The organism is Grimontia marina (genome assembly GCF_900060185.1).
GTDB lineage: Bacteria > Pseudomonadota > Gammaproteobacteria > Enterobacterales > Vibrionaceae > Enterovibrio > Enterovibrio marinus.
In genome coordinates this window covers 72,968-99,101 of record NZ_FIZY01000009.1, presented here as the reverse complement: position 1 = coordinate 99,101, position 26,134 = coordinate 72,968, and the positions used below count along the sequence as shown (strand labels likewise).

Here is a 26,134-nt window from a genome sequence, read left to right as displayed (position 1 = left end):
ATTCACGCTAACAGGGATCAAAAACACGATCAAAAGGTTTATTGTCACCATGACAATCATCAATATTGAATTAGACAAATCCGGGGCTCCCATGTATCGGCAGATTGCCGATACCATTGCGGAGAAAGTGGCGACCAAAGAACTGGCACCGGGAACCAAACTGCCGACCCACCGCGCACTGGCGGATGCGTTGTCAGTCACCGTAGGAACAGTCACCCGCGCGTATGCAGAAGCGGAGCGACGAGGCATTGTCGAAGCCAAAGTCGGTGCAGGCACTTACATTTGCGAGAACAACCGCCCACTGTGGTCTTTTTCCGATCCTGATCGACAAGATGTGCTGAGCTTTGGCTACAACGTGCCGCCAACGATTAACCGTGCCGATCTCTTCGCAGAAGCATTGGAGCAACTTGCTGCCCACCCGCAGGAACTCAACAGTCTGATGCTGTATCAGCCTCCTTCCGGCATTGTGCGTCACCGTGAAATTCTGGCCGACTGGTTGAATGGGCATAAGGTGAACGCCGATCCGTCGCGCTTGCTGTTCTGCTCCGGCGCGCAAAATGCCATGCAGCTTTGCCTGATGACCCTCTGCCGAGCCGGGGATACTATCCTTACCGACAAGTTCACTTACCCCGGTTTACTTAGTCTTGCCAGACAGCTGCAACTCACGGTGAAGCCCGTAGAGATGGATGATGAAGGCATGTTTCCAGAATCCTTAAGCGCAGCCTGCCAGCAATATCAGGCGAGATTGGTGTACCTCACGCCAACTCTGCAAAACCCGACGACAGCGACCATGAGTGAAGCACGCCGACAGGCACTCATCGAGGAGTGTGAACAACAGCAACTGATGATCGTGGAAGATGACATCAATGGCCTGCTTCCCCGTGAACGGCCTTCACCGATGGTCAATCTGGCACCTGACAATGTGATATATATCGGTGGGCTGGCGAAGACACTGGCGCCCGGTCTTCGTCTGGGCTTCCTGCATCTGCCGGAACGCTTCTATCCCCACTTCGTTAATGCACTGCAAAACCACAGCTGGATGATCAGCCCGCTTTTAACTGCCATGGCGGCGATCCTTTTGGAGAATGGCTCAGCAAACCAAATCCTAGATACCATTCGTACTGAAATGGAAACACGGTGGGAAATCGTCACCCGCTATCTTGGTACTGAGTCGATGCGTTACCATCCCAACGCATTTCACGGCTGGCTGACATTGCCCGAAGCTTGGTCGCTCAGCGAGTTTCTGGCGGCAAGCAAAGCAGAAGGTCTGGAACTGAAATCGTCAGAACTGTTTGTCCCTGCAGGATATTCCGCGCCACCGACGGTGCGGATTGCAGTGAGCGCCCCGCCTAGTCGCGAGTTACTTGAACAGGGCTGCGAGAAGCTCGCCAAGCTGTTGGCGAATCCACCACTGACTGAATTTGCGTTGTAAGAGAGAGAAATGGAACAAACAGCATGCAAGCCTTTCGTGCCGATGAAAGGCGGCAAGAACCCACATGTCCAAACCCTGCTTCCGCGCTTTTTGCGCAGGAAAGCGGTCTTTGAACCTGTCTGGCAACGCTTAGAAACGCCGGATGGGGATTTTCTGGATATCAGTTGGACACAAGACCCGACAACTGTCGGTGACAAACCTATCGTGGTGCTGTTTCACGGTCTTGCCGGATGCTTTTACAGCCCTTACGCTAACGGTTTACTCAACGCCTTCAAGCAACAAGGCTGGGTCGGCGTTTTAATGCACTTTCGCGGTTGCAGCGGTTCATTGAACAAAATGCCACGCAGCTATCACTCAGGAGAAACCGGCGATGCGCGCTTTTTCCTCGAGTACCTCAAACAGCGATTCCCTGAAAACGCCAAAGTCGCTACAGGCGTTTCCCTCGGTGGCAATATGCTAGTGCGCTATCTGGCAGAGTTTAAAGACGATCCCATCATTAAAGCCGGATGCGTCATCAGTCCACCTTTGGATCTGGCGGCATGTTCAAGTCGCATTCGTCAGGGGTTTTCCCGCGTCTATCAAGCGTATCTGCTCCGCTCAATGAACCGCACCCTCGGTAACAAGCTTGCCCGCCACCCGCAAATCGGGCACTGGAAAAGCGGGGAGAAAGTGGCGATATCGAACCTCTATCAGTTCGACCAAACCGTCACTGCACCACTGCACGGATTCAACGATGCTGAGGATTATTATCGCCAATGCAGTGGCTTAGGTGTGTTGCAGGAAATTGCGGCTCCGCTCAAAGTGATCCATGCTAAAGATGATCCCTTTATGACGGAAGCGGTGATCCCCAAAGCGCCGCTACCGGACAACATTGACTATCACCTGACCGAATATGGCGGTCACGTCGGATTTGTCTCCGGTACCTTGAATGCACCAGACTTCTGGCTGGAAAAAGAGGTACCACGCTGGTTAGCCCTGCACATCGACGCCGAATAAAGACGCAATAACACCAAGAAAGCAGGGCGAGAGAGGTGTACGATGGCAATATCTCGCACTGCTTTAATGCCACTGTTGTGGCTCCCCATAGCTGCGCAGGCCGAAAACACAGACCCTTTGCGCTTTGGGCCGCTGATTGCCCAAAGTCAGGCACCGCTGCAAACCACTGGGCTCACACCGATACTCCAAGACCCGTTTCAATTGAAAGCAGGAGAAACAGATGTCTTCGCTTCCGTCGCTATTGGCAGCGTTTGGGCACCTTCACAGGAATACAGCTTTGACTACTACCACAACCAGTTTATGGGCGGCTTCGTTCATGCGCTGGATGAGGAAAAACGGGTTGGGGTTTGGCTGCAATACCGCTATGCGGCAAACAACCGATTGGACGGCCTAACGGAAAAGTTCCATAGCATTTTTGGCATCGACCAAAACGGTCGTACCGAAGTCGATGAAGACAGGTTCTATATCTATGTCCCAAGCACCATGGACGCACCAGTCGAAGACTTCACTGGCGACCCCTTACTCAGTGCCATCAATCTGTATGGCGAGCAAACACTCTATGAAGACATGCACCATGCGGTGAGTGCCGGTGTCACCCTGTTCTTTAACCGGGTCAGCCATGGCGTGTTTGCCAACACTTCTTTCGAGCAGTCTGCTCAGCTCAACTATGGCTACCAAAGAGAGAAACACCGGCTGACTGCCATGGTGTCGCTCGTCCACCGACCGGATAAACCCCAGCATTTTGTTGAGGTAAAACCATGGGGTGTTAACGCGGGTATCAGTTACCAGTATCAATGGTTCTCGCATCATGAGCTGATAGGGGAATACCTGATATCGCAAGACAAAGCAGCCGGTGCCGGGCTGGGCGAACTTAATGCCTTGGTGCACGAGTTTGCGCTGGGTTATCGCTACCTTTTTGATAACAGTGCGATAGAATTGATGGCTCTAGAGAATATGTTCAATCACGATAACAGCACTGATATCGTGTTTAATGCCACCTTCCGGCACCGTTTTTGTAGTAGGTAAAGCCATCATGATCGTTCCATGGCAAGAAATCCCCGAAGAGACCCTGAGAAACCTAGTTGAGCACTTTGTGCTGCGCGAAGGGACAGATTACGGCGAGCAGGAAGCAAGCTTCGAGGAAAAGGTGGAACAGGTCTACAATCTGCTCAAAAACAAGGAAGCCGTGGTGGTGTTTTCTGAATTGCACGAAACGGTGGATATCAAACCTGTGCGATCACTCGGTTAACCGCACTCGCTTGACCAAGCCATCGAGACCCTGTTAACTGTTGCCATCTTTCTAAATTGACAGGGCTTGTCATGTCTGCAAAGCACCCCATTATTGCAGTTACCGGTTCGTCCGGTGCAGGGACGACCACCACTTCAGATGCATTCCGCAAGATTTTCAACATGATGAAGATTAGCGCTGCCTGGGTGGAAGGTGACAGTTTTCATCGGTATACCCGTCCTGAAATGGACGTGGAAATCCGTAAAGCCAAAGAACAGGGCCGTCATATCAGTTACTTCGGCCCCACTGCCAACGACTTTCCTAGGCTTGAATCTTTCTTCAAGGAATACGGTGAGGAAGGCACGGGCCAGTTCCGTCGCTATCTTCACACTTTTGACGAAGCCGTTCCTTACAACCAAATGCCGGGAACTTTTACTGCTTGGCAGGACTTGCCGGAAAACACTGATTTGATGTTCTACGAAGGGCTTCATGGCGGTGTGGTAGATGGCGAAATTAATGTCGCGCAGCATGTCGATCTGCTGATCGGCATGGTACCGATTGTGAACCTGGAGTGGATTCAGAAGTTTGTCCGTGACACCCGAGACCGCGGACACTCGCGCGAAGCGGTGATGGATTCTATTGTCCGTTCGATGGACGACTACTTAAACTACATCACACCACAGTTCAGTCGCACCCATATCAACTTCCAGCGCGTCCCAACGGTAGATACTTCGAACCCACTTAACGCCAAAGGTATTCCAAGCTTGGACGAGAGCTTCGTAGTAATCCGCTTTCGTGGCATCAAGAAAGTCGACTTCCCTTACCTGCTGTCGATGATCCAAGGCTCCTTCATGTCACGCCATAACACGCTTGTAGTACCCGGTGGCAAGATGAGCTTTGCCATGGAACTGATTATTCGTCCCCTTATCCAGCAGCTGATTGAGACCGGCAAAATCAGTTAGTACCACTGAACTCATCTACCACGTTTAAACGTAATCCGCCATCGATAAAATCTATCGCGGATTACGTTTTTATTCATTAGACCGAATATAGATCCTGTCCTTAACTTAATCTCGGTGGTTGCTTTTTAACCATCAGGAGCAAGAAGACAATGTCATAAAAGAGGACAGAGCCATGTCACTGAAAGGAACCAAAACCGAGCAAAACCTAAAAGACGCCTTTGCCGGTGAAAGTCAGGCAAACCGTCGCTATCTCTATTTCGCATCAAAAGCAGACATTGAAGGCTACAACGATGTCGCCGCTGTTTTTCGCTCAACCGCAGAAGGTGAAACGGGTCACGCTCACGGGCACCTAGAGTACCTAGAGGAAGTGGGCGACCCTGCCACGGGTTTACCTATGGGTAATACCGTAGAAAACCTCAAAGCGTCTATTGCCGGTGAAACCCATGAGTACACCGATATGTATCCGGGCATGGCTGCCACGGCACGCGACGAAGGTTTCGATGAAATCGCTGACTGGTTTGAAACACTCGCTAAAGCAGAGCGCAGTCATGCAAACCGCTTCCAGAAAGCACTCGATAACCTCGACAGCTAGTCGCTTGGAAGGGCGGTTTTCCGCCCTTACTTAACCGACAGGCGCATGTGACGCCAACGTACAGTTGATGCCACGTAGTTTGGCAGAGCCAGTAGCAGGACACGTCATGAAAGAAAAACGCGAAGGAGGCATTGAAGCCCCCACACGCCACGCCATTGAGTGGCAATCCCCAGATTTTTACGATCGCGAAAAGCTCGAAGCGGAAATTGAGCGCGTCTTTGATGTTTGTCATGGATGCCGTCGCTGTGTCAGCCTTTGCGATTCCTTCCCTACCCTGTTTGATCTTATCGACGAATCAGAAACCTTCGAAGTCGACGGGGTCGACAAAAAGGATTACCAAAAAGTCGCAGACCAATGCTACCTCTGCGATATGTGCTACATGACCAAATGCCCCTATGTGCCGCCGCACGAATGGGAAATTGATTTCCCACATTTGATGTTGCGTGCCAAAGCCGTCAAGTTCCATGAAGAAGGTGCATCGTTAAGGGACAAGCTGCTGTCCAGCACAGATTTCGTCGGTGGCGTGGCGACCATTCCAATTGTCGATGTCACCGTCAATACCATGAACAAAAACAGCACATTTCGCGGTATTTTAGAAAAAGCTGGCGTTCACAGAGGCGCTATCGTGCCGAAATACGACAGCAAAACCATGCGTAAACGTGTCGCCCCGATGGCGAGAACCATATCGGCGGAACCGGCTGGTGAAACCACGGGCAAAGTCGCCATGTTCACTACTTGTTACGGAAACTACAACAGCCCAGAACTTGGGGAAGACTTCTATAAAGTTTTCCAGAAGAACAACATCCATATCGAAGTGGTGGGTAAAGAACGCTGTTGCGGCATGCCAAAGATGGAATTAGGTGATCTTGAAAGCGTGCAGCGCGCTAAAGAAGAAAATATTCCGCAGCTTCTGGCCATGTTGGAAAAAGGGTTCGACCTTATTGCGCCAGTGCCATCTTGCGTACTGATGTTCAAGCAGGAACTTCCGCTCTTGTTCCCTGATGATCCGGATGTCGCCAAGGTCCGTGATGCATTCTATGACCCATTCGAATACCTTATGCTTCGCCACAAAGCAGGTAAGCTCAACATAGAGTTTGATACCCCGCTCGGTGACATCAGTTACCACGTCGCCTGTCACCTGCGAGTACAAAACATTGGTCTTAAAACCGCAGAGCTCCTGCGTTTAGTGCCTGATACCCAGGTCGCACCAGAGCAGCGTTGCTCCGGGCACGATGGTACTTATGCAGTCAAAGTGGAAACCCATGATAAAGCAGTAAAAATCGGTCGTCCGGTAGCGAAGAAAGTGAAGCAAGCAAACGCCGATTATTTTGCCAGTGACTGCCCAATGGCTGGCGCGCATATTGCCAAACTCGCCGAGGTGGACAAACCCATTCACCCCATGACCTTATTGAGGAAGGCCTATGGCCTGTAACAGGGAGCGAAAACCATGGAAAAATTGACTGCAGACGATCTGATGACGTTAGAAGATTATGCCCGTGCCCGAGCTCAGTTCCGTCACCAAATCATGGAGCACAAAAAGCACCGCTTCGTGATGCTTGGGAAACATGCAAGGCTGATTTTTGAAAACCGTCAGACTATCCAATACCAAATTCAGGAAATGCTGCGTATTGAGCGTATCTTCGAGCCGGAGGGCATTAAAGAAGAGTTGGATGCATACAACCCGCTCATCCCCGATGGCAGCAATCTCAAAGCGACCATGATGATCGAGTATGCTGATCCTGAAATTAGAAAAGTAGAACTCTCCAAGCTCATTGGCGTAGAAAATAAGGTCTGGCTGAGAGTCGGCGACGACGCGAAGGTTTACCCCATCTGCGATGAGGATCTTGAGCGCGATAACGAAGAGAAAACCTCCAGTGTGCACTTCATGCGGTTTGAGCTAACACCAAGCATGATAAGCGCTTTCAAGCGTGGCGAGGCATTAACCGCAGGCGCAGATCATCCCGCTCTCACCATAGAGGTTAACGTCGCAGAAGACGTGCAAACAGCACTGACCGAAGATCTAGATACACCACAGATAAACTAATAAGGAGGGGAACACCCTCCTTCGTACCTTCATCACCGGACCATATACTTAACGCGAGAATTTCATGCGCTTTCAATGATCTCGTAAGAGTGGGTCATTGTCACCCCTGCCCCGAGCATCAAACAAACTGAGCAATATTTTTCTAGGCTGTCTCTCACCGCAGTTGCTACACGATGTTCATCAAGCGCTTTGCCCGTTACCACAAAATGGATGTTAATTTTGGTGAATAGCTTTGGCGACTGTTCACGACGTTCAGCGCTGAGCTCAGCCACACAAGAAACCACCTGCTGTGCACCTTCTTTCAATGCTGCAATCACGTCGACAGAACTGCATCCGCCAGCGCCCATCAGCACCATCTCCATTGGACTTGGGGCATTTTTACCTCCGTTTCCATCCATCACAACACTATGGCTAGAATTTGACAGTCCAAGGAAGGTCTCACCACCACACCATTTGACGCTTGCTTGCATTTCTTACCTCCAATTACTTTCAGGGTCGTGATCTTGTCCACGTTTTTAGCGTTTAATAGGGGCCTAAGTCCATATCAAAATCAAGAAATCGTGCTGGAAAAAGGATAAACTCAATGACTCAAACAGAGAGCTTGTAGCCTGACTGCCTAAACCTTATGCTATCCAACGGACTTGTGCCGCAGGACGGTGGGCTAAGGAAGACTCATCAGGCAACAACTGCAGAGGAAATGAGATATATGGTTCCAGGAAAACCTCAAACAGACCCAACACTAGAGTGGTTCCTTTCACACTGCCACATTCATAAGTATCCGTCGAAAAGTACCCTTATCCATGCGGGTGAGAAAGCAGAGACGCTGTACTACATCGTAAAAGGCTCTGTGGCAGTACTGATCAAAGATGAAGAAGGCAAAGAGATGATCCTCTCTTACCTCAACCAGGGCGACTTCATTGGCGAACTGGGCCTATTTGAGGAAGATCAGGAGCGTACCGCTTGGGTTCGCGCAAAGTCTCCATGTGAAGTTGCAGAAATCTCATTCAAGAAATTCCGCCAGCTGATCCAGGTTAACCCAGACATCCTGATGCGCTTGTCTTCCCAGATGGCTCGCCGTCTGCAAGTGACAAGCCAGAAAGTCGGTGACTTGGCATTCTTGGACGTTACTGGCCGTATCGCCCAGACACTGCTGAATCTGGCGAAGCAACCAGACGCAATGACCCACCCAGACGGTATGCAAATCAAGATCACCCGTCAGGAAATTGGTCAAATCGTTGGCTGTTCACGCGAAACCGTTGGCCGAATCCTGAAGATGCTGGAAGAGCAGAATCTGATTTCTGCTCACGGTAAAACTATCGTGGTATACGGTACTCGCTAAAAGCACCCTACATAAGAGAAAGCCACCGGTTTCTCGGTGGCTTTTTTGTTTATAGCGTGATCATGATCATGCCAATTTTCCTGCGAATGTCATTATTCAGTGCTAACTTTCAATGCAAGTTACGTATATATTAATATGCATCTGCATGCATCATTTCTGTTAGGAAATATCGGTATGGACATGGAAATCCAGCACTTATCATCATCAACACAGCAACCGCCAATCCCCGTTACACCAGGGCATCTCAGCACAGAAATGACTGGATTCAGTGATCCATCCCACTATCATATCCAGTGTATGCTGGGCGAAGAGAAGCATCGACTTGGTGCAACTTCCAATGATGAATGGCCAACCTCACTGACATCCTAGGCTGGCGCATTACATCCAAGGCGTTTACTGGTCGGTGCTTTCAAAGATTTTATCTGCTGACGCTTCAACAAAGCCTTGGTATAGCGAACCATCTGCCAGCGGGTAACGCTTGGCGAATTCGTAGAAACCACCAGGGATGGTTTGTTCGCCGTCGCTGAAAACCACATTCACTTTGTCGGCCATGGTCGAAGACTGCTCAAGGCACACTTCAGGGTTTCCCTTCACTTCTCCACCAGACTCGTTAATCGCAAAGCCAGACTGGCGCAGTAGGTCATTCACACCTTTCACGGTATCGAGAGTGCTCAGCTGATTCACACTGACTGTAAAGTGGTTAGCACCAAACCCGTGTGCTGACAGCCAACCTGCATATTCACTTTCAACGGCCAGTTTCTTATAGGTATCAAAGTCGATATCCCACAAGCGACCACCATAAAGGAAAGCAGGGTCATTCAAGGCGTCCTCATCGACCTGATCCACCAGCGAGCGAACAGCGAGTTGAAGCTCTGAAGAGCATTGACCAACCAAAAGCTCACTGATGAAGACTTTAGGTGCATCAGGGTTCGGATGTTCAAAATGGCGTGCGAACAGCTTCTTAGCTTTGAATTCATATTCACCCTTTGGCTCATAGCCGATAGCAATGAAAGGCGCAGCCAGCCTGTCGAGACCCACTTTTGGCAATGCAAAGGTACGCAGCGCAATGTGGTCATTCAGCAGCGGCATGCCTTCTTCGAGCAACTGATGAACCTTTGCTGCTGAAGGGCAAAGGCGTGCGGTGTAATCTTTCCAAAGTCCGTCGAATAAAGCCTGAACGCGTTCCATCACATCCTCCTGAATGCTTGTGATTGTGGAATATTAAAGTGAAAGCCCAGGGCTCAACTGTGCTGGCAGTGAAACATCTTCACCTTCCATGGACGCCATCGGGTAGGCACAGTAGTCTGCTGCGTAGTAAGCACTTGGACGAAGGTTGCCTGAAGCGCCAGGCCCACCAAACGGAGCATCCCCGCTTGCTCCTGTCAACTGTCGGTTGCGGTTCACGATACCCGCGCGGATGTAGTCAAGGAAGTAATCCCATTCTTCATCATCGGTTGACACCAAACCCGCTGACAGGCCGTAACGGGTGTCATTGGCAAGCTCGACAGCCTGCTCAAGGGAGTCATAACGCACCACTTGAAGCAGTGGGCCAAAGTATTCTTCATCTGGCAACTCAGCGACTTTGCTCACTTCAATGATGCCTGGAGACACCACAGCATCGTGCAGTAACTCTGCTTTCAGCAGTGGTTCACCACCCAAAGATTCAAGATTCGCCTGTGCAGCCAGAATCCCTTCTGCGGCGCGGACAGAAATCTGCGCGCCCATAAACGGTGCAGGCTCATCGAACTGGCCACCGATGCGGATATTCTTGGTCATCTCGACCAAACGGGAAAGCAAGGCATCGCCCTTGTCACCCTTAGGCACATAGAGTCGACGGGCACAGGTACAACGCTGACCTGCGCTGATAAAGGCTGACTGGATGATGGTGTAAGCCGTAGCATCTACTTCGCCATACTCATTGGAAATCACCATCGGGTTGTTACCGCCCATTTCAAGCGCCAGCATTTTGCCCGGCTGACCTGCAAATTGACGATGAAGGATATGGCCAGTGTTGGCACTGCCAGTAAACAGCAGCCCATCTATACCTTTGGATTGTGCCAATGCTTCGCCGGTTTCACGCCCCCCCTGGACCATATTGATCACGCCTTCAGGCAGACCCGCTTCAATCCAGAGCTTAAGGGTTTCTTCAGCCGTTTTCGGCGTTAGGTCTGATGGTTTGAACACCACAGTGTTACCCGCCAGCAATGCTGGAACAATGTGACCATTCGGTAAGTGCCCAGGGAAGTTATAAGGACCAAACACGGCCATCACACCCAGTGGGCGATGACGCAGCACTGCTTGTGTACCCGCTACGTCTTTTACGCGTTCACCAGTACGTTCCTGATAGGCACGCAAAGAGATACCGATTTTGCCGACCATGGCCGCCGCTTCAGTGCGGGTTTCCCACAGTGGTTTACCGGTTTCTTCTGCGATCACTTTCGCAATGTGCTCGCTGTTTTCTTTTACTTTTTCCGCGAAGCGCTCCACCAGCGCCTGACGCTCTGAAAGCGACGTTTTTTTCCAGCTGATAAACGCACAACGTGCGGCATCAACGGCCGTTTCCACTTGCTCAGGCGTGGCCGCTTTGCCGGACCAGACCGCTTCGCTGTTAAATGGGTTGAGCGATTCGAACGCGTCGCCCTTACCCTCAATGGCTTTGTTCTCAATCCATTGTGTCATTGATCGTCTCTCCTAAACCGACACCAGACGCACGGTATCTCCATCTTGTACAAACAGCGCTTCTGCCACTTCCTTACTGATAAGCACTTCATTGCGCTCTTCATCGACACCAACCTTGGTTGCGGTGGCGCGGAAGTTTTCAAAGTCGCTGTTACAGATCAGGTAATCCTGTGCACTGCTGTGCTCGGCGATCTTCACTCTTGCGGTGAATGATCGACGAATAGAATCTATGTTCTGACGAAGGCACTCTACCGTTGGGCCAGCATCGAAAATGTCGACATAACCACGGCAAGTGAAACCTTCTTTTTCCAGAAGGCGAAGTGCTGGACGGGTTTTCTCATGCACCTGACCAATCACTTCACGCGCTTCTTCACTCAACAGACTCACGTAAATTGGCAGCTTAGGCATCAGATCAGCAATGAAACCTTTCTGGCCCGTTCCGGTCAGGTAGTCTGCCAAGGTGAAATCAATCGAGAAGAAATGTTCTTTTAGCCATGCCCAGAATGGCGAGTTTCCGTCTTCATCAGACACACCGCGCATTTCTGCAAAGATGACGTCGGAGAATTTTTCCGGGAACTGGGCCAGCATCAGGAAGCGGCATTTGGACAGTAATTTACCGTTCAGCCCCTGACGGAACTCAGGGCGCAGGAACAGGGTGCAAATTTCCGTCGCCCCCGTGTAGTTGTTCCCGAAGGTCAGCACTTCCACCACGTTATGCACATCCAGACGACGTGAATGGTGAACGATTTTACTGATGTGGTAGCTGTAAAACGGATTGTCCAACCCGATAGCCGCTTCAATGCCGGTGGTGCCTGCCACTTCGCCGGTTTCAGTGTCTTCCGCTACCATCAGGTAACCTTCCATACCCGGTGCTTGTGCGTTACGGGCAAAACTGTCCAGCGAGTGATCGATACGGCCTTTAATCAGGGTTTCGTCAACAGGGAGCGACGTAAAACCGTGTCCGGACTCCTCTGCACAAAGCATTAAGGCGTCAAAATCCGTTTCTCTGATTGGTCGAATTACCAGCATCTTACTTCCTCCTGATGCAATGAGTGGTCAAAACCTCGGGCGATCATGCCGCCGTCAGTTTTGCCAGTGCGCGATCCAGTCGCGCTAAACCTTCTTCTGCTTCTTCTTTGGTGATGACCAGTGATGGAGTCATACGCACCACATTGGTACCCGCCACCAGCAGCAGCAAGCCTTCTTCCCCTGCCGCCAGCAAAACATCACGGGCACGGCCTTTCCACTCTTCATTGAGAGCAGCACCAATCAACAGGCCTTTGCCGCGAATTTCGCTGAACATCTTGTATTTGGCATTGAGTGCTTCCAGCCCTTCACGGAACCATCCTTCACGCTCTTTCACACCAGCCAGCACGTCCGGCTTGCTCACTTCGTTCACTACCGCTTCTGCAACAGCACATGCCAGCGGGTTACCGCCGTAAGTGGAGCCATGAGTACCGACTTTCATGTGAGCAGCCAGCTTTTCAGTGGTCAGCATGGCACCGATTGGGATACCACCGCCCAGCGATTTCGCAGTACTCAGGATGTCTGGCGTCACACCGGTTTGCTCATACGCGTAGAAAGTACCTGTACGGCCATTACCTGTCTGAACCTCATCGAAAATCAGCAGGGCATTGTGTTTGTCACACAGGTCACGAACGCCTTGAACAAATTCAGGGTCTGGCGTAACAATACCGCCTTCACCTTGAAGCGGTTCCATCATGACAGCGCAGGTTTTATCTGACATAGCCGCTGCCAGTGCATCCAAATCGTTGTATGGCAGATGGCTAATATCGCCCGGTTTTGGACCAAAGCCATCAGAATAGGCTGCCTGGCCACCCACTGTGACGGTAAAGAATGTACGTCCGTGGAAACCTTGGGTGAAGGCGATGATTTCACTCTTCTCTGGGCCGTGCACATCCACTGCCCAGCGACGTGCCAATTTCAGGGCTGCCTCGTTGGCTTCCGCACCAGAGTTGGCGAAAAAGACGCGCTCAGCAAAGCTCACTTCGGTCAGCTTTTTCGCCAGACGAAGTGCTGGTGCATTGGTCATGACATTACTCAGGTGCCAAAGTTTTTCGGCTTGTGCTTTCAATGCGTCGACCATCACCGGGTGACAATGGCCCAGGCAGCTTACGGCGATACCGCCAGCAAAATCGATGTATTCACGACCATCCTGATCCCAAATACGCGCACCCTTTCCTCTATCTGGAATCATATCCATGGGTGCATAACATGGCACCATTACTTCATCGAACAATTTACGTTCTACTTTATGTTCGGCTGTCATCGCTCATATCCTTCTGTCGATTCTGCTATAAGCATAGTATTTACATTCTATTAACCACATCAATAGCAGAAAATTTTATAATCTAGCGCAATAAACTATGGGAAATTCACACAAGTGCCATATTTATGCGTGAAGAAGGGTAAATGATTAATAGAACAAGCGGTAAGACTGTCTTTCCTGTTGGGAAATAAACGAGAGATGGCGCGAAGGGAGTGAATAAGGTTTCACTGTTAACAGTTGGGAAACGGCGAAACGAAAATGTAAAAACAGTGACAATGATCAGCTTTCAACACAGGTTCTGAGCACTGAAAACCAGCCAAGGATTCAATAGCGAGAGAGGAAGTTTTGTAGAAGCTGGTGGCCCTGCTCAGTCAGAATGCTTTCCGGATGAAACTGAACCCCTTCAAGCGCGAGTATTTTGTGGCGGATCCCCATGATTTCATCGAACGCACCGTCTACTTCTGTCCACGCAGTGATTTCAAAGCAGTCTGGCAGTGATTTGGCCCCCACCACCAAAGAATGGTAGCGAGTGACCGTTAACGGGTTATTAAGAGACTGAAATACGCCAACATCTCGATGAATCACTGGGCTGGTTTTGCCATGCATCACCTGTTTTGCCCGAATGACTTTGCCACCAAAAACCTGAGCCAGGGCTTGATGCCCCAAACACACGCCTAGAATCGGCAGCTTTCCGGCAAAATGTTTGATAGCCTCAAGTGAGATACCCGCATCGTCCGGCGTGCAGGGTCCTGGCGAGATGACTAGGTGCGAGGGAGCCATGGCCTCGATGTCAGCGAGCGTGATAGCGTCATTGCGGTGCACTTCTACTTCGACACCCAACTGGCAAAAGTACTGGTATAGGTTGAAGGTAAAAGAGTCGTAATTATCAATAATCAGCAGCACAATCGTTCCCATCACGTCCTGCCCGCACAACATCAGCGGGACTGGGCGCAAATGCTAACACAGGCTTATTCGCACTGCATCAGAACTCGTTGATAGGAAGAATGGGCGTTGGCCAAGGCGATGACAACCAGTCAAAATAGAGATGGCTGAGTTCATCGCTATTCTCGTCAAGGATGTGGATTAGCCGGGGGTCCGCAAGCGTTCCTGCCTCTTGTGAAACAGTTTCAATCGCCCCTTTCACCCTGTCTGATACACTGCCTTCATGACTCTCGATTTCCCGATCAATCGCTTCAGCCACCGTCACAACCCGACACTCCTCAGGGATTTTATCTGCCTCAATTTCCGGGAAACCAGAACCGTCCCATCGCGTGTTTTTGTAAGTCAGAAGTGTGACCGCTACACAGGCAAAACCTTTCGTAGCCTCTGAAAGCAGCAATAAGCTGCGGCTCTCCGCTGTCGTGTTATTCCCGCCGTCATCCCACAACTCTCCTATCTGGCAAAGCGGGTAAGCAAGACCGACATCTTCAGCCTTAGATGTGGTGAGGCCGTACTTTACCGACAACCACTCACAGAATTTAGCAATACGCGGCGCAGAGATTTCGACGTAGTTGTTATGCAGAGCCGCAACTGCAGCTATCTGATTTATGACCAATTGGTAGTTTTCCCGCATAATAGTGGCTCGCGCTTCTCCCAGCAGATTTGCCACCCGGCTTTTTACCAACTCAGGCGAAACCGGCTTTATCAGGAAATCTGCTGCTCCGCTTTTTAGTCCTTCAACCTCGCTTTGGTATTCATCAAGTGCAGACACGATAATAATGGGAATGTGACTTACGGCCTTTTCATTTTTCAGCGCGCGGCAAACTTCATAACCATTCATTCCCGGCATCATGATATCTAAAAGGATAAGATCTGGTCGCTGTTGTATGGTCAGCTCTATGGCACGCTCTCCGCTCTTGGCAAAGATCAGCGTGTATTGATCCTGCAAGATAGTGCGCATTACATGAAGGTTGCTGGGTTCATCATCGACCACAAGCACTTTATACGCCATATCCCTGTACTCCCGTATTCTGTGACGTCGGCATTTGCTCAGCCACGGTCAGAATCAAGCGGTATGCTTCATCCAGCTCGAAATTTTCAATGGAGGCCACAAACTGTGAAAGCAACAGCGGGGACACAAATCCTGCCATTCTCGGCACCAGTTCTTTATAAAGCTCGTCGTCGTATTGCCCTTCTGCGAGCTTGCTGACGAACATTTCAGTTTTACGTTCGAAGACTTCCTGAGGCATTTTGCTGATCAGGGTGTTGTCTTCCAGTTCATGCGCTCTGACCCCAAGGTAGGCTAATGCACGGTCAAATGTTTCTTCCAGGGTGTTGCGCAGCAATTCAAGTTTGGCCTCAGCTTTCACCACATCCCCTGCTTCCAGATAATTCAGAAGTTTTGACACGCGCTGCTCTAATGCTGGAAAGCCGATACATTTCGCCGCTTCTTTTGCCTGTTTCAGCAACGGAGCCAGCGCTTCTGGCTGTTCTTTCAACAGTTGTCGGATAATGTCCGGCAGATCGTTGTAAGACGCATAGAACTCGCGAATAACACTCAACAGGATGTCTGTCGTTGGCCAATGCTGGAGTGCCCAGGCATCGTCAAACAAGTCGACATTCTCGTTTGGTGGATTAAGCGTGGCGATATTGTCTGCTTCTTCCCCACCGTAGCATTTCGCCAACATGCTGAAGATGTCACTGCCAATAAAAGGTTTATCGATTGAGAAATCAAAACCGCACGCCTGCCAGTCTGTCGTCGGATCAACGGCGAGTTTCATAGCAACAACCTTTAGCGGCTCTTCCCTGCACACCGCTGACCAGCTCCGCAGGGTTTGCGGTGTTGGATAGTGCTCGTCACTGAGATAGGCATCCAGAAATACCATGTCGACGGCCTGGGTTTTCAACACATCTTCGGCTGACTCCAGATCAGTGAAAGTAAGCACTTTCACCCCCTGCCTCAGTAGCATGTCCCGAAGTTCCAGCTGGTTGCGCTGCACATCATCGATAACCAATACCTCCAGCGCGGGAAGTGCTAAACTCAGCGAAGGCTCATCTCCCATTCTTTTGGAGCTTTGCGCAGGGATGATTGGCAAATCGGCATACACCACCGAGCCATGAATCGACTCGCCATCAAACCATAAGTGGCCACTCATCAACTCAATGAGTTGAGTCACCAGCGTTGCGGAGAGTGTCTGCCCCGTGTTCACGGCTTCATCCACCCTTGCCGTCTTCTGGTTGTGTGCGTAACTGGCGACCGCAAACCGCACTACATCATTGGTGGGCAACACATGAAGGGCAACATTACCTTTTTCTGTTTTGGTCAACGCGCTGCGCATTAGATTTTGCAGCAACTGTTTAATACGGCGCGAGTCACCAACATAGTGCTCCCAAAGCGCATCGTTATAATGGAGACTCACATGAAGATCTCGGGCCTGAACCGTCTCGCGGGCGATAAACTCTATCTGACGACAAAGCTGTACCAACGAGAAGTCTGAAATGTCGAGCGGCAGGGATTGGCTTTCCAACTTGGACGTGTCGAGAATATCGTTGATAAGCTTCAACAAACTGTTACCGGACTCGCGAATCACCTCCAAATGATGGCGATGTGAGGGGGTTTTCGCTTCCTCAATCAGCACCTCAGTTAACCCGAGAATGGAATTCATTGGCGAGCGGAACTCATAGCTCATATTGGCAAGGAAAGAAGCTTTGGACTGGGTGGCTTTTTCGGCAAGACGCAACTTTTCTTCGAATTCTTGTTCAGCTTCATGCTTTTCAGTCACGTCGATAATGACGCCGTCAATCCAGGTGCTGCCGTCCTCTGCCCGATAACTATGTCCAATTTCCCAGAACCATTTCTTTTCATCATCACGGGTCAGGAAGCGGTATTCACAATCATATTTCCCATGACGACGGGAGGCGAGTTCTCGCACTTTACGATAGCTTGCGGTGTCACCCTGGTGGATACGGTCCACAAAGTGAGAGACGCCATTTTCTCCGGTCAGAATTGATGCGCTGTAGCCCGTAAGCGACTTTGCTGCGTCACTGATGAACACGATATGGCGCGTCACTCCGGTCATTTCTCTGAAAGCCATACATGGCAAGTTGGAGACCAGCGCGCGGTACTGCTTGGCATTCTCGCGCAGCGCCCAGGCCATACTCCGCTGCTCGGAAATATCCGAAATCACGGCAACGAATTCGTGTTGACCTTGTGAGTCATGATGTCCAATGGAAAGTCTGACAGGAAGCTCAGATCCATCTCGACGTTTAGCCATCACTTCTCGTACCGAGCCAACAATATCCGACGTCATTCGCCGTTCCAGATAGTTGTGAATATAGATGTCATGGCGATGCTGATGTTCATCTGTCACCAACAGGCGTATATTTTTTCCCAGCACTTCGGACGTGTGCCAGCCGAAAATCCGCTCTGCAGAATGATTAAAATAGGTGATATTCCCCTTTCGATCGATGGCAATGATGGCTTCCGTCGCCGTTTGGAGAATAGACGTCAACTGCTCCTCGCGCTGACTGAACAAACGTGCTTCGGCATGACTGCAAAGCCAAGCGTTCGCCAGTTGATTAAACACGATAGCGAACATGGCCAAGAAAGCCTGAACCAGCATCACATCCAGTATGGAAAACAAAAAAGGTTCATCACGAAGAGGCTGACGCGACAGCACCACTGTTTCAGTTGACGCAGTAGCCATTATCAGCGACGCCACAGTAAAACAGGCTCCACTCAACAGGCCTGAGGTCAGATTCTTGTCCCAGAACCCAGTTTTCTTAGCGGCAAACCGGCTCAAGATTGCCACTGTGACCAAGAATCCCGCTATCACCGCAGCAAGGCTGTATATGGCCGCATCCAGTTGGGAAATGGATGCAAGGTTCACCCCGGTATATGCCATCAGATTTTGCAGTATCAGTGCCATCATGATGAGACCCGATGCCATTAGCATGCGAAATGGGCTGTTTTTAACAAATGAGATCATCCGAAGGGCTGAGAAATTGAGTGCGAACATCAATAACAAAGGCAGGTAGAGCAACGAAGGCTGGAAGCCAAGAGATTGGTAAGTCGGACTGGCCGTCACACTGACAACATGTACCAAAGACATGCTGACAGTCAGGGTCAGCGCATTCACCAGCACAGGCGAAATCTTCAGCCATGGCAATTTCTGCTTTTCCAGCGGCCGGTGAATGAAGCTCATGGCGGCTGCAATAAACGCCACCATGGCTGCCAGTAACTGCAGCCATGGATCTATATAGCCCGTCGGCAGAAACTGTTCGTTCGCCGTAGGCAAGAGAAACATCTCCAATGATTCAATGATCGACATGAAAGCTTCCGAAGCCAAAAAGGTGATGCCTCACTAGGGTCTGTTGACCTTTGGTGGTTAAATTTCGTTCTATCCCTAAGCGTTTTAGGCGCGGCGAGGTGTGTGCCGCCTAGTTATTCTAAGCAAATACACCTCAACAAAGCATAAAACGCTTAGGGCAGCGTTTGTGGGAACTTTCTCCTGCGTTATCGGCTTCTCATGTGGGCCAGCCACACAGCAAAGCCTCTGCCTTGTATAAAGTCCCCACTAACTGCTGCAAAAATCATCACCAAAGGTCAACAGACCCTAATGCCCAGACAACCGGAAACGCTTGGGTGCCCGACACATGACATCACAAATACAAGACATCGCCTTGATATTGAGACACCTCTAAAGCTTAGTCTAGATTCTTCGGGCAACCCATTAAAAGGGTGGAAAAAACAGGCTCCCGCGGGAGCCTGTGGCTGGATAAGTTGAAGTTTATTTGATCTTACACTGGAATCTTTTAAACACTGCGCGTGTATTTTTTTCCAGTGCTACTTCTCCACATGGAATGTCAATAATCCCCCAGAGTCGGTAACCCAGTTCCACTGTGTCGCCGTAGCTGACGCCAAAGTCTTTCAGGAAATCACTTTTTTGGGTGTATTTGCGGTGGGTTTTCCAACGTAGCCATGGGCGGTCTTTATCTACATAACCGTTCACCGTCGGTTGAACCCAGAAGATGCTCTTGTTCTTGAAGCGAAGCTTAAACTTCTGTGGCTTGTCTGGATAGTAAAGGCTCACAATCACCGGATCATGATCTGACGACGAGTACGGGTTGGTTGACTTGACCAAATCGCCGGTGAAGCGTCCTGAATACTCAAACAGTGTGCTTTCCACCGAGTTGATATGCCAGTCTTCCACACCAGCGACTTTCTCCAGAACGCTGGCATTACCCACCGCATGGTCAAGACTGCCCAGCTCTCCATCGAAGGTATAAGAGAATGCTTCGTCACCCAGCGTATAGCTTGCGAGGTTGATATAACCAAAACCGTCGCCCACTTCTCTTGCGGTTTCATCCAGTGTTTCACCAGCAATTGAAGTCCCTGCTGCAGTCACAATCTTACGCTCAGCAGTGTTCGCGTCGTAATCGGTCATCACGCGCATTGGATCTTCCTGCGCATAGGCATTGAAATCACCCAGCGCAATCACATCGCCCTTCACGCCTGCCAGAGTGTGACCTAACGTTTCTGCGGCAGAAACGCGGAACTCATTACAACGCCCCTGAAGATCGGCCGGATCGTCACTAAACTCACCAGCAACCCAATCCTCGTAACAACCAGAACCTTTCGACTTAAAGTGGCTGACCGCAATAGACAGGGTTTCACCGCGTTTTAGGTTGAAAGATTGCATCAGGCTGTCGCGCTGGAATTTATCCAACTGGCGGGTTTCGCCGTCAGGGCTTTCGCCGCTGATGTGTTGCTCAGGCATACGGATCACCATGGCATCACCTTTCAACTCTACGCGCGCTGGACGGTAAATCAGCGCCACCTGAATGGCGTCACTGCCAAGGAATGCACCTTCGGTCAAATCGGCTTCTGCAGGGGTCACATACGCGTAGTGATCAGCTTCATCAGCAAACTGGGCGTTCAGCTCAGTCACCAAATTTGCCAGTGCTCCATTTTCACCGAAACCGTTATTTTCGATTTCCATCAGGCCAACGATGTCTGCATCCATGGCGGTCAATGCATTGACGATTTTCGCCTGCTGCAGCGCGAACTCCGCGGCGTCTTTGGTACCACGGTTACAACCACGGGAAGCATCAGCATCTGCTTGATCCTGACAGGTCACGTTGAGATCGCCACCAATGGCACTCGCACTGGTGAAGTAATTCAGTACGTTGAAGCTGGCCACTTTCAGGTTAGTCTCGGCAAACGCTTCAGGCGCTGCGGTGCGGTCTTCTTCTCGCACGAAGTCACTCGCCACCAGCTCATTGGTCACCACAAGACGGTAATCACTGAAGCTGTAACCAATCACACCTTCAAGGTTGGTGACGGTATCGCCAACACGGATATAACCTTGCTCAGCATCCAGACCCGGGAAGTAAGGCACGACACCGTCTGGCGCTTTGCGGTCAGATTCCACAAACAACTGGTTAGTGTCATTGGCCGCGGCCAATGCTGCCGCTTCGTCAGAGCCTGCAATATAAAGCTGGGTCGGTTTGAAGTTTGGCGCTTCATGCGATAGCACCATATTGTTGCGGAAAGCGTCGTAATCGAAGCCAAAGTTACGGGTGACGACCAAATCGCTTTCCTGCGTCAGACGCACTTTCATTCCTTCATGGCGTTCCAGTGCTTCATCCAAGGACTCGCCTTCTTCAACTGCAAATTCAGTGACCGGCAGTTCTCCGACCGTATCAATCACTTCCCACTGCTTGTCAGAAGCATCCAGCTCTGTGAGATTGAAGAATTCTTTCACTTTACCGGCTACACAGACCTGCATACCCAGCTCGATGCCCTGCGGTGCATCGCCCGTAAAGATGAACAAGCCGTCAGACGTTGCGCTATCGCCATCGCCTGCGGCATCCTGCAGCCAGAAACCCTTGTAGAGACTTTCAGTCACGGCCGTCACTACGCCTTCCACGTAATAAGTACCTTCTGCCTCAAAGCTACCGTCCGGTACCAGAGGGCTGCGATCGCCACTGCCTTGAATTGTGTAAGTCGGTGTAAGGGTCTCGCCTTCACAGCTGAAGGTATTGCCACCTCCACCACCGCCATCACAGGCATCAACGCCGCTGCAACCCAGGCCATCAAAAGTGTTCTGAGCAAAAGACTGCCATTCATCTGAGGCATCAAACGCCGAAGACGCATCTGCACGTCCGGTGCTGCCTTCTATGCGACGCAGCGTGACATCTTTGCCATAGTTGCTGCTGTTACCGAGTTGGCCAAGGCTGTCGAGCACATTGTCATTTTCATCGACCAACGCCACCACATCATTGCCACTGAAAGAGAGGGAACCAGTAGTTTGCTGGCTAACACCGGTAACATCAGCTGTCGCACTGCTGTTGGCAACGACATAACTTTCACCTACCGCCAGAGTGCCTGAAAGCGCAATCGTGTTACCAAAGCTGGTGGCACCGTTGAAAGCCAGTCTGAGCGAGAGATTGTCGAGAGAAGCATCCACTAGCCCGGTATTGGTCAGTTCGATAGCTTTATTGTTAGAGGAACCTTCGACATATTCTGTAATGATGATATCAGCACTGGCAGGAAGTGCTGCACTGAGAGCCAGAGCCAAAGGGCTCCATGTAAAGATCTTCATTTGCCGTCCTTATTGCGATTGAAGTCATAAACACTGCAAATGATTTAACATGTCGACATGTCATTTACGTGATGGGAAGCCCAAGTTTGTATATCAATGCTGACATAGCAGTCAACAATTAGGACAGCGTTCAGAAATCAACAATTTCGGATAACAACAAAAATTACGATAAGGAGGAGGAATTGAAGGCGAACGTGGAGGAAATCGCAGCGAAAATAAAAAAAGCAGCGATTTCTTGCTGCTTTTTCCAATATTCTAAGCGATGATTATGGGCGAGCAACAAAGCCTACTGCTTCGTACACTTTTTTCAGTGTTTCAGCAGCGCGTGAAGACGCTTTTTCTGAACCGGCTTTCATTACCTGATCCAGGTAAGTACGATCAGCGCGGAATTCCTGATAGCGGGTTTGCACCGGCTCCAACATCGCAACCACTGCATCGGCTGTATCTGTCTTAAGATGACCATACATCTTGCCTTCGTATTCCGCTTCGATTTCAGCAAAGGTTTTACCCGTCGCGACTGACATCAGGCCCATCAGGTTGGCAACACCCGGTTTATTTTCAATATCAAACAGCACTCGTGGTGGCTCATCGGAGTCAGTCACTGCACGTTTGATTTTCTTGGCGATCGCTTTCGGGTCTTCCAGCAGGCCAATCACGTTGTTGCGGTTATCATCCGACTTCGACATCTTCTTGGTCGGATCCTGCAGGCTCATCACACGTGCACCCACTTGTGGGATGTAAGGTTCTGGTACTGTGAATACCTCGCCATACACGTTGTTGAAACGGGTCGCGATATCGCGCGCTAGTTCCAGGTGTTGTTTCTGATCGTTACCGACTGGCACCTGATTCGCTTGATACAACAAAATATCCGCCGCCATCAGTACAGGATAACCAAACAGACCGGCGTTGATGTTTTCCGCGTGGCGTGCTGATTTGTCCTTGAACTGGGTCATGCGGTTCAGCTCACCCATTTGGGTGTAGCAGTTCAAAACCCAACCCAGTTGCGCATGCTCAGGCACGTGAGACTGGATGAAAAGGTTACTTTTCTCTGGGGTTACGCCTACAGCCAAGCACAGTGCCAGTGAGTCCAGCGTCGCTTCACGCAGCTTTTCTGCTTCCTGACGAACAGTGATCGCGTGCAGGTCTACGATGCAGTATTGGCAATCGTAATCATCCTGCATCTGCTCCCACTGACGCAAAGCTCCAATGTAGTTGCCGATACTGAGTTCGCCAGATGGCTGAACACCGCTAAGTACAATGGGTTTGGTCGTAGGATTACTCATGTTCTTTCTGTTCCTGTCAGTCAATTCAGCCAGCATCACTGCTGGCTGTCATTTCGAGAAAATAGTCGAAGCTTTAATTTACGCTGTTTTTTCGGTGCTGAGAACCGTTAAAAGCTGGTTGAAGTGGTCAGCGACAAATTCCGGTGCACTGTCGCTGATTGGCTCACCATAGTTATATCCGTAAGTCAGGCCTACAGAAACGTAACCTGCATTTTTCGCGGCGAGGATATCGTTTTTCGAATCGCCCACCATCAGCATGTTTTCGTTGCTCAGGCTGTGCTTGTCGCGCAGGCTAAAAAGGCCTTCTGGGTCCGGTTTGTTGGTTGGCAAGGAATCGCCACCGATCACATCAGTAAAGAACTGCGCCAGATTGAGGTCGGTCAGGATCTCTGGCACAAACTGATAAGGTTTGTTCGTGACAACTCCGAGGGTGTAACCCGCCGCTTTCAGTTCAGCCAGGGTTTCTTTTACGCCCGGGTAGACGATGGTTTTGTCGTGGCCGTTATTGGCATAGTGAAAGTCAAAACGTTCACGGACTTTCTGATAGAGCGCTTCATCAATATCGGGTTTGATGGTCACGTTCTGGCTCAGGGCACGCTTCAGCATGATTTCTGCACCGTTACCAATCCAGTTTCGCACTTCATTGTCGGTCACTGTATGGAGGTCGTGATCTGCCAATGCCATGCGAATACCTTCCGCCAGATCCGGTACGCTGTCTACCAAGGTTCCATCAAGGTCAAATGCAATGTATTTGATATCGTCAAAGTTTACCGTCACGGTTTATTTTCCTACTTTGCTCAGTTCCGCGCGCATTTCATCGATAACGGCTTTGTAATCAGGCTGACCGAAGATTGCTGAGCCCGCCACAAACATGTCAGCGCCCGCTTCTGCGATTTCGCGGATGTTATCTACTTTCACGCCGCCGTCGATTTCGAGGCGGATATCGCGACCACTTTCGTCAATACGACGACGCACTTCGCGCAGTTTGTTCAGGGTTTCAGGAATGAAGGATTGGCCGCCAAAACCCGGGTTCACAGACATCAGTAGAATCATGTCGAGCTTGTCCATCACGTGGTCAAGATAGTGCAGTGGGGTCGCAGGGTTAAACACCAAACCTGCCTGACAGCCATGCTCTTTAATCAGTTGCAGGCTGCGGTCAATGTGCTCGCTCGCTTCCGCGTGGAAGGTAATCATGCTGGCACCGGCTTTGGCAAAATCTGGGATAATACGGTCAACCGGCTTCACCATGAGATGAACGTCGATTGGCGCAGTAATGCCGTAGTCACGCAGCGCTTTACAGATTGGCGCACCAAAGGTGAGGTTCGGTACATAATGGTTGTCCATCACGTCGAAATGCACCACGTCAGCACCTGCTGCCAACACGCGTTCAACGTCTTCACCTAAACGTGCAAAGTCCGCCGAGAGGATCGACGGCGCAATGAGAAAATCCTTCATCCTATAGCCTCAATGTAAAGTACCCATTTGCCGGGCGTAGCGATTACCTGAAATTTGGCGCAATTCTACCCGATCGCATGGCGTCTGTCTTATCAGATCCTCTGATTCAAACCATAACCTCTGAATTTTGAAGCTGGGACAGACGGCCAGCTTAACCTTGTTATAAGCTGGGACTAATCAACATGACTGGTGAAGATAACTCATGGATAACGAAAAAGCGAAGCAGGAAAAAGTGGGCATGGCGGATGTGGTGAAAAGCGTATTTGCGGCTATGTTTGGCGTGCAGTCAGACAAAAACCGACAACGGGATTTTCAGCAAGCCAGTATGGTGCCTTATATCATTGTCGGTTTTGTGTTTGTCGCTGTGTTTGTGCTGGGGTTAATGGGCTTGGTTTCGCTCATCACACCAAATTAAAGAAGCTCTGATACGTCAGGTGCAAACAGTGCCAGCAGTTCATCCACTTTGTTACGCCCACCACCATTGCGACTAATAGTGCGTTTTACTTTCACCATATTGAAGTGAGAGCCATGATACAGGCTTCGGGTCAGTGCGGTATCGTGATTTGAAATCAGCACCGGAATGTTTTTCTCGATACTCACTTTACGAGCCCACTCACCCAGCAATGCCTGGTCGTCCAAACTGAAGCCGCCGCTTGCATAGGTCGTGAAGTTGGCCGTCGTCGACAGAGGCGCATAAGGTGGATCGCAGTAAATCACGCTACCACGGCGGGCACTTTTGAAACTCTGCTGATACCCTTCACACACAAAGGTCGCTTTCTTTGCTTTCTCAGAGAAAAACTCGAGCTCAGCTTCAGGAAAGTAAGGTTTCTTGTAAGAACCAAAAGGCACATTGAAGCCACCTTTTTTGTTATATCGACACAAGCCGTTAAAGCCGTGGCGGTTCATATACAGGAAGTAAAGGGAACGAAGATAAGGATCCTTACTCTGGTTAAACTCTTCACGGATAGCGAGGTACGCAGGCTTTTGGTTGTACTCTTGCGTAAAGAGGCGCTTGGCGTCTTCGATGTAACGCTCTGGCTCCTGCTTGAGAAGATTATAGAGATTGATGAGATCAGGATTGATGTCAGCCAGACGATATTGGTCATAGTCTGTATTGAGAAATACAGAACCTGCGCCAACAAATGGCTCAATCAGCTTTTTTTCTCCCGGCAGGTGCTTGCGGATATCGTCGACCAGAGAATACTTACCTCCGGCCCACTTAAGAAAGGCACGATGCTTTTTCATTAATGTGTATCCACCACCACTGCTGCTCGAAAGGTGGCGGATT

At 50.3% G+C, this 26,134-nt stretch carries 24 protein-coding genes; 11 read left to right on the top strand and 13 right to left on the bottom strand.

The annotated features are described in order from the left end of the window. The first annotated feature begins 49 nt into the window (after nt 1–49). The 8 genes from GMA8713_RS06780 to GMA8713_RS06745 all read left to right on the top strand — a co-directional run bounded on the left by GMA8713_RS06780 (nt 50) and on the right by GMA8713_RS06745 (nt 7,254). Nucleotides 50–1,432, top strand: a complete 1,383-nt coding sequence (locus GMA8713_RS06780; RefSeq protein ID WP_062707127.1) for an aminotransferase-like domain-containing protein — start codon at nt 50–52, stop codon at nt 1,430–1,432. A 9-nt stretch (nt 1,433–1,441) separates the two neighbouring features. Beyond that, on the top strand, nt 1,442–2,428 hold the full coding sequence (locus GMA8713_RS06775) for a hydrolase (RefSeq protein ID WP_062707125.1): 987 nt from the start codon (nt 1,442–1,444) through the stop codon (nt 2,426–2,428). 42 nt (nt 2,429–2,470) lie between these two features. Further along, nucleotides 2,471–3,454: a DUF3187 family protein gene (locus tag GMA8713_RS06770; protein WP_062707123.1), complete on the top strand. Its 984-nt coding sequence runs from the start codon at nt 2,471–2,473 to the stop codon at nt 3,452–3,454. 7 nt (nt 3,455–3,461) lie between these two features. Continuing rightward, entirely contained in the window at nt 3,462–3,677 is a 216-nt protein-coding gene (locus tag GMA8713_RS06765) for a YheU family protein (RefSeq protein WP_062707121.1), read from the top strand. A 71-nt stretch (nt 3,678–3,748) separates the two neighbouring features. Next, nucleotides 3,749–4,618 carry a phosphoribulokinase gene (locus GMA8713_RS06760; protein WP_062707119.1) on the top strand — a complete coding sequence of 290 codons (870 nt, stop codon included), beginning with the start codon at nt 3,749–3,751 and terminating at the stop codon, nt 4,616–4,618. Between the two features lie 172 nt (nt 4,619–4,790). Next, nucleotides 4,791–5,210, top strand: a complete 420-nt coding sequence (locus GMA8713_RS06755; protein WP_062667065.1) for a rubrerythrin family protein — start codon at nt 4,791–4,793, stop codon at nt 5,208–5,210. A gap of 106 nt (nt 5,211–5,316) precedes the next feature. Further along, the gene (locus GMA8713_RS06750; RefSeq protein ID WP_062707117.1) at nt 5,317–6,642 is read left to right on the top strand and encodes a heterodisulfide reductase-related iron-sulfur binding cluster; all 1,326 of its coding nucleotides are present in this window, start codon (nt 5,317–5,319) and stop codon (nt 6,640–6,642) included. 15 nt (nt 6,643–6,657) lie between these two features. Beyond that, nucleotides 6,658–7,254, top strand: coding sequence for a DUF3501 family protein (locus tag GMA8713_RS06745; RefSeq protein ID WP_062707114.1), 597 nt, complete (start codon nt 6,658–6,660; stop codon nt 7,252–7,254). A 62-nt stretch (nt 7,255–7,316) separates the two neighbouring features. On the opposite strand, the gene GMA8713_RS06740 is transcribed toward GMA8713_RS06745, so the two are convergent. Continuing rightward, nucleotides 7,317–7,724: an OsmC family protein gene (locus tag GMA8713_RS06740; protein ID WP_062707112.1), complete on the bottom strand. Its 408-nt coding sequence runs from the start codon at nt 7,722–7,724 to the stop codon at nt 7,317–7,319. A gap of 236 nt (nt 7,725–7,960) precedes the next feature. On the opposite strand from GMA8713_RS06740, the gene crp reads away from it, so the two are divergent. Next, nucleotides 7,961–8,593: a cAMP-activated global transcriptional regulator CRP gene (gene crp, locus GMA8713_RS06735; RefSeq protein ID WP_002535199.1), complete on the top strand. Its 633-nt coding sequence runs from the start codon at nt 7,961–7,963 to the stop codon at nt 8,591–8,593. Between the two features lie 174 nt (nt 8,594–8,767). After that, nucleotides 8,768–8,962, top strand: a complete 195-nt coding sequence (locus tag GMA8713_RS06730) for a hypothetical protein (protein WP_062707110.1) — start codon at nt 8,768–8,770, stop codon at nt 8,960–8,962. A gap of 24 nt (nt 8,963–8,986) precedes the next feature. Here the strand turns inward: GMA8713_RS06730 and GMA8713_RS06725 are convergent, their stop codons facing one another. The 11 genes from GMA8713_RS06725 to rpe all read right to left on the bottom strand — a co-directional run bounded on the left by GMA8713_RS06725 (nt 8,987) and on the right by rpe (nt 24,846). Continuing rightward, nucleotides 8,987–9,781, bottom strand: a complete 795-nt coding sequence (locus GMA8713_RS06725; RefSeq protein ID WP_062707109.1) for a DUF1338 domain-containing protein — start codon at nt 9,779–9,781, stop codon at nt 8,987–8,989. A gap of 33 nt (nt 9,782–9,814) precedes the next feature. Beyond that, nucleotides 9,815–11,272 (bottom strand): succinylglutamate-semialdehyde dehydrogenase, encoded by a 1,458-nt coding sequence (gene astD, locus GMA8713_RS06720; protein ID WP_062707107.1) that lies wholly within the window; start codon nt 11,270–11,272, stop codon nt 9,815–9,817. A gap of 12 nt (nt 11,273–11,284) precedes the next feature. Continuing rightward, on the bottom strand, nt 11,285–12,301 hold the full coding sequence (astA, locus tag GMA8713_RS06715) for an arginine N-succinyltransferase (RefSeq protein WP_002535206.1): 1,017 nt from the start codon (nt 12,299–12,301) through the stop codon (nt 11,285–11,287). A 43-nt stretch (nt 12,302–12,344) separates the two neighbouring features. After that, the gene (locus GMA8713_RS06710; protein WP_062707105.1) at nt 12,345–13,562 is read right to left on the bottom strand and encodes an aspartate aminotransferase family protein; all 1,218 of its coding nucleotides are present in this window, start codon (nt 13,560–13,562) and stop codon (nt 12,345–12,347) included. 324 nt (nt 13,563–13,886) lie between these two features. Then, complete coding sequence (locus GMA8713_RS06705; protein ID WP_157515516.1) at nt 13,887–14,465, bottom strand: aminodeoxychorismate/anthranilate synthase component II; 579 nt, start codon at nt 14,463–14,465, stop codon at nt 13,887–13,889. Nucleotides 14,466–14,544: 79 nt separating this feature from the next. After that, a complete protein-coding gene (locus tag GMA8713_RS06700) occupies nt 14,545–15,513 on the bottom strand; it encodes a response regulator (protein ID WP_062707101.1) in 969 nt (322 codons plus the stop codon). Next, nucleotides 15,503–18,832 carry a PAS domain S-box protein gene (locus GMA8713_RS06695; RefSeq protein ID WP_062707100.1) on the bottom strand — a complete coding sequence of 1,110 codons (3,330 nt, stop codon included), beginning with the start codon at nt 18,830–18,832 and terminating at the stop codon, nt 15,503–15,505. The genes GMA8713_RS06700 and GMA8713_RS06695 overlap by 11 nt, the downstream gene beginning before the upstream one ends. A 459-nt stretch (nt 18,833–19,291) precedes the next feature. Next, nucleotides 19,292–22,108, bottom strand: coding sequence for an ExeM/NucH family extracellular endonuclease (locus tag GMA8713_RS06690; protein ID WP_062707098.1), 2,817 nt, complete (start codon nt 22,106–22,108; stop codon nt 19,292–19,294). A gap of 266 nt (nt 22,109–22,374) precedes the next feature. Next, nucleotides 22,375–23,391: a tryptophan--tRNA ligase gene (trpS, locus tag GMA8713_RS06685; RefSeq protein ID WP_062707096.1), complete on the bottom strand. Its 1,017-nt coding sequence runs from the start codon at nt 23,389–23,391 to the stop codon at nt 22,375–22,377. A gap of 78 nt (nt 23,392–23,469) precedes the next feature. Then, entirely contained in the window at nt 23,470–24,168 is a 699-nt protein-coding gene (locus tag GMA8713_RS06680; protein WP_062707094.1) for a phosphoglycolate phosphatase, read from the bottom strand. Nucleotides 24,169–24,171: 3 nt separating this feature from the next. Then, entirely contained in the window at nt 24,172–24,846 is a 675-nt protein-coding gene (gene rpe, locus GMA8713_RS06675; protein ID WP_002535219.1) for a ribulose-phosphate 3-epimerase, read from the bottom strand. A 202-nt stretch (nt 24,847–25,048) separates the two neighbouring features. Between rpe and GMA8713_RS06670 the strand changes: the two genes are divergently transcribed. After that, complete coding sequence (locus GMA8713_RS06670) at nt 25,049–25,261, top strand: DUF2970 domain-containing protein (protein WP_062707092.1); 213 nt, start codon at nt 25,049–25,051, stop codon at nt 25,259–25,261. On the opposite strand, the gene GMA8713_RS06665 is transcribed toward GMA8713_RS06670, so the two are convergent. Further along, nucleotides 25,258–26,091, bottom strand: coding sequence for a Dam family site-specific DNA-(adenine-N6)-methyltransferase (locus GMA8713_RS06665; protein WP_062707090.1), 834 nt, complete (start codon nt 26,089–26,091; stop codon nt 25,258–25,260). The two genes, GMA8713_RS06670 and GMA8713_RS06665, sit on opposite strands and share 4 nt — an antisense overlap. Between the last annotated feature and the right edge of the window lie 43 nt (nt 26,092–26,134).